Origin of the sequence: Oceanospirillum linum, assembly GCF_001995095.2 — a bacterium.
Lineage (GTDB): Bacteria > Pseudomonadota > Gammaproteobacteria > Pseudomonadales > Halomonadaceae > Oceanospirillum > Oceanospirillum linum.
In genome coordinates this window covers 1-431 of the sequence record NZ_MTSD02000125.1, presented here as the reverse complement: position 1 = coordinate 431, position 431 = coordinate 1, and the positions used below count along the sequence as shown (strand labels likewise).

Annotated in this window: 1 protein-coding gene; it reads left to right on the top strand. The window is 43.6% G+C overall.

Features of this window, described 5'->3' with window-relative positions; all coding sequences use genetic code 11:
- Positions 1-431 (top strand): sensor histidine kinase (locus BTA35_RS16940; protein WP_161489894.1); only part of this gene is annotated, 431 nt, incomplete at both ends.

The following is a 431-nucleotide window of genomic DNA, read 5'->3' as shown; positions in this document are numbered from 1 at the left end:
TCATAGTGCAAGCCGATCAAGCGCGATTAAAACAGATGATTAACTGCTTGTTGCATAACGCGATAAAATTTAATCAGCCTAATGGTAGCGTATCGGTCAGCCTACTCAGTACAGCTGAACACTGCATATTCAAAGTACAAGATACAGGGCTAGGTATTGAAGAAAGTTTCTTGTCACAACTGTTTTCGCCTTTTGAGTCTGCCGAGGGTAGCATTCATGCTCAAGGCATTGGAATCGGTTTGGCACTAAGCAAGCACATTGTAGAGGCGATGGGCGGCTCAATTGAGGCTGAGTCTAAACTGGGCGTTGGTAGTTGCTTCACCGTTCGATTACCTTTGTATTCGCAAGTTAAAAATACTCAACCCTCCAATATAATGCAGCCGAATCATTCATCTAATAGCGTCGACTCCCAACGTTTTGAGCTGTTATAC